This is a genomic window from Microbacterium sp. (genome assembly GCF_049661145.1).
Classification (GTDB): Bacteria; Actinomycetota; Actinomycetes; order Actinomycetales; family Microbacteriaceae; genus Microbacterium.
In genome coordinates this window covers 1-3,755 of sequence record NZ_JBASZT010000248.1, presented here as the reverse complement: position 1 = coordinate 3,755, position 3,755 = coordinate 1, and the positions used below count along the sequence as shown (strand labels likewise).

Here is a 3,755-nt window from a genome sequence, read left to right as displayed (position 1 = left end):
GGCGGATGCCGGGAGCCCGGGCACGTCGACGGGAATCACCAGCGCGGCCGTGGCGTCGCACGCGGCGGCGGCGCGCAGTCCGGCGCGGACGGATGCCGACAGTCCCTCGGCCCACTCCGGCACTTCGACGATGGTCGCCTCCGCGGGAACGAGGGATGCCGCCTGCGCGCGCGCGGCGCCCAGGCACACGATCACGGGGGCGCAGCCCGCCTCGCGCAGGGTCGTGACCGCCCGGACGACCCACGGGATGCCGTCGTCGTCGCGCGCGAGCGCCTTGGGTCCGCCGTACCTCGTGCCGGCGCCCGCCGCCAGCACGATGCCGCACACGCCGAGCGTCACGGCTCTTCAGTGGCGCTGCCGCGCCGCGGGGCGAGAGACTCTGCCTCGGGGATGCGAGACTTTCGGGTCGGCTCTTCAGTGGCGCTGCCGCGCCGTGGGGCGAGAGAGTCTGCCTCGGGGATACGAGACTTTCGGGTCGGCTCTTCAGTGGCGCTGCCGCGCCGTGGGGCGAGAGAGCCTGCCTCGGGGATGCGAGACTTTCGGGTCGGCTCTTCAGTGGCGCTGCCGCGCCGTGGGGCGAGAAAGTCTGCCTCGGGGATGCGAGACTTTCGGGTCAGTGCGGTCGGGGCGACGTCGGACATCCAGGCGCACTCGGCGGCCGATTCGGGGGCGGCGGACCCAGGCTCGTCCCCGCCGGACACCCGATCGCCGCCAGAGACCCGGTCGGCGGCAGCCACCCCGTCGGTGACACCTACCCGGCCGCCGACACCCGCGCCGTCGCCGGCACCCACCCGGCCGCCGACCTGGGCCGTACCCGAGGAGGCGGCCGAGGACCCGTGGATGGCACCGGTGCGCTGCGAGATCCGCTGCCCGCTCCCGCCGTGGCGATCGGCGACGATCTCGGCCAGGATCGACAGCGCCGTCTCTTCTGGGCTGCGACCGCCGAGGTCCAGCCCGATCGGCGAGCGCAGGCGGAGCATCGCCGCCGGCGACACCGCCGCCTCGCCCAGCCGTCGCCTGCGGTCGGCATCCGTGCGGCGACTTCCCATCGCGCCGACATAACCCGCGCGCGACGCGAGCGCCGCCGTCAGGGCGGGCACATCGAGCTTCGGATCGTGGCTGAGCACGCACACCGCGGTGCTCGCGTCCGCGGGATGCGCCGCCAGGTACCTGTCGGGCCAGTCGACGACGACCTCCGCACCGGGAAAGCGCTCCGGGACGGCGAACACCGAGCGCGGGTCGACGACGCTGACGCGCATGCCCATCGCGACGGCGAGGCGATTCAACGCGACGGCGAACTCGACGGCGCCGACGATCACCAGTCGCGCCGGTCGTCCGAGCTCGATCGTGATGGTGCGCTCGGACGGCTCTTCACCGGTGGGCGGACGCCCGTCGATGACGCCGCGTCCGAGCCGCGGACCCGATGTCACCAGGGTGTAACGGATCGCGTCGGCATCCTGCTCTCGCTGCGCCAGCACGGCGATGTCGGATGCGGGGGCGCTGTCCGGCAGGACGGCGCGCACGAGGACGTCGACGGCGCCGCCGCAGGTGAGCCCTACCGAAAGCCCGTCCGCATCGCCGTAGCCGAACTCCTCGACCACGGGCAGCCCCGTCGCGATCACCTCGAGGCACCGCTCGTACACGACGCCCTCGACGCAGCCGCCCGAGACGTTGCCGACGACCGCACCGTCGGCCGAGACGATCATGCTGGCGCCGATCTCGCGCGGGGCGCTGCCGGCCACACCGACGACCGTCGCGATCGCGAACGGGCGGCGGCGCCGCACCCACTCGGCGGCGACGGGCAGGATCTCACGCATGGCCCCACGGTACGCCCCGGCTGTGACCGCGCGGTTACGTGCCGCACTCACCCGACCCGAACTCCTCCATCTCGTCGATGCGCGCACCCGCTGCCCGCAGAATTGCGGGCGGCGGCGGGCCGACGCCGACCAAGATGGAGGAGTTCGGGACACGTCGCCGCGAAGCCCGGCCGAGGAAACAACCTCGAAACCGACGCCTGATTAAATCGGCCGGCAAGGGGAGGACAGCGGTATGGACATCACGACGGTGCGTACGTACCGCGTCGCCCGGACGCCCGCCGACCTCGTGCTCGCCCCCGGCGAGGTGTTCCTCGGGGGTGGCACGTGGCTCATGAGCGAGCCACAGCCGACCACCGTCGCCTTCGTCGACCTCGCGGGGATGGGCTGGCCCGACGTCGAGATCACGCCGGACGGCCTTCGGATCGCGGCGACGTGTCCCATCGCCACTCTCGTCGCGTGGGCGAAGGTCGCGCCGCCGCAGTGGACCGCGACCGCCATCATTCCCGATGCGGCACATGCCCTGCTCGCTTCATTCAAGATCTGGAATACGGCAACCGTCGGTGGCAACGTCTGCCGCGCGTTCGCCGCCGCCGCGATGGTGTCACTGTGCGTCGCGCTCGACGGCGTCGCCGAGATCTGGTCGCCGGCCGAGAGCGCCGAGGACGAGCCAGTGACCAGGCGGATGCCGGTGAGTCAGCTCGTCACCGGCAACGGGACGACGACGCTGGGGCCCGGCGAGGTCCTGCGCGCCATCGAGCTGCCGGAGCAGGCACTCCGTTCGCGCGCGGCGCTGCGTAAGATCGCCCTCGCCGAGCACGGCCGGTCGGGCGCCGTCGTCACGGGCCGCGTCGACCCCGACGGCGCGAGCGTCTTCACCGTCACGGCCGCCACCGCCGCACCGACCGTGCTGCGTTTCGTGTCTACGCCGGGACGCGAAGAGCTGGCGGATGCCGTGGCGTCGGCATCCGGTTACTACTCCGACCCACTGGGGCCGGCGGACTGGCGCCGCGGGGTCAGCGTCGTGCTCGCGGAGCGCATCCGTGAGGAGCTGGCATGAGGTTCGACGTCGACGGTCGCCAGGTCGAGGCCGATCCGCGCCCGGGTCAGTGCCTGCGGACGCTGCTGCGCGAGACGGGTCACAACACCGTGAAGAAGGGCTGCGACGCGGGCGACTGCGGCGCGTGCTCGGTGCTGATCGGCGACGTGCCGGTGCACTCGTGCCTCATCCCGGCCGTCCGCGTCGAAGGCCGGTCCGTGACGACGGCCGCGGGGCTCGCGCCGGGCGACGACCTGCACCCCGTGCAGGAAGCGCTCGCCGACGGCTTCGGCTTCCAGTGCGGCTTCTGCACCCCGGGCATGAGCGTGACCGCGTCGACGCTGAGCGCGGCGGACCTCCCCGACCTAAAGCGGCGGATGAAGGGCAACCTGTGCCGCTGCACGGGGTACCGCCCGATCCGCGAGGCGATCCGCTCATCGGTGCTCGGCGCGGTCCGCGAAACCGGGCCGGCCGGTTCTCCGCTGGTCGAGTACGCCGGCGGAGCCGGCACCACCCCGCTGGTCGAGTGCGCCGGCGGCGGCGCCACCACCCCGCTGGTCGAGTGCCGCGCCGAAGGCGCGGTGTATCGAGACCACAGCGGCCGAGTCAGTACAGATGGTTTCGATACGCCGCCTTCGGCGGCTACTCAACCACCGGCGGGGGGCGCTCCGGCGGGTGCTCAACCACCGGCGGGGGGCGCCTCGGCGACTACTCAACCACCGGTGGGGGCGGGGACGGGGCCGGCGACAGGGGTCGGGACCTCGGCGCGGCCGGAGGCGGCGCGGCGGATCGTGCAGGGCCGCGAGCCGTACACGTTCGACCTCCCGCCCGATCATCTCGCCACCGGCGCGCTCGTGCTGCGGGTCGTCGTCAGCCCGCACGCGCACGCCCGCATCACGCGC

The 3,755-nt window shown here is 73.4% G+C and carries 4 protein-coding genes; 2 read left to right on the top strand and 2 right to left on the bottom strand.

Going from position 1 to position 3,755, the window contains the following annotated elements; translation table 11 throughout:
• Both WBP48_RS10645 and WBP48_RS10640 read right to left on the bottom strand, forming a co-directional pair.
• On the bottom strand, positions 1-339 hold a 339-nt coding region (locus WBP48_RS10645; RefSeq protein WP_424440104.1), incomplete at its 3' end, for a nucleotidyltransferase family protein.
• On the bottom strand, positions 336-1,817 hold the full coding sequence (locus WBP48_RS10640; RefSeq protein WP_424440101.1) for an XdhC family protein: 1,482 nt from the start codon (positions 1,815-1,817) through the stop codon (positions 336-338). The genes WBP48_RS10640 and WBP48_RS10645, both read right to left, overlap by 4 nt.
• Positions 1,818-2,049: 232 nt before the next feature.
• On the opposite strand from WBP48_RS10640, the gene WBP48_RS10635 reads away from it, so the two are divergent.
• Both WBP48_RS10635 and WBP48_RS10630 read left to right on the top strand, forming a co-directional pair.
• Positions 2,050-2,874, top strand: coding sequence for an FAD binding domain-containing protein (locus tag WBP48_RS10635; protein ID WP_424440098.1), 825 nt, complete (start codon positions 2,050-2,052; stop codon positions 2,872-2,874).
• Positions 2,871-3,755, top strand: an 885-nt coding sequence (locus WBP48_RS10630; protein ID WP_424440095.1) for a 2Fe-2S iron-sulfur cluster-binding protein, incomplete at its 3' end; no start/stop codon positions are given. The genes WBP48_RS10635 and WBP48_RS10630, both read left to right, overlap by 4 nt.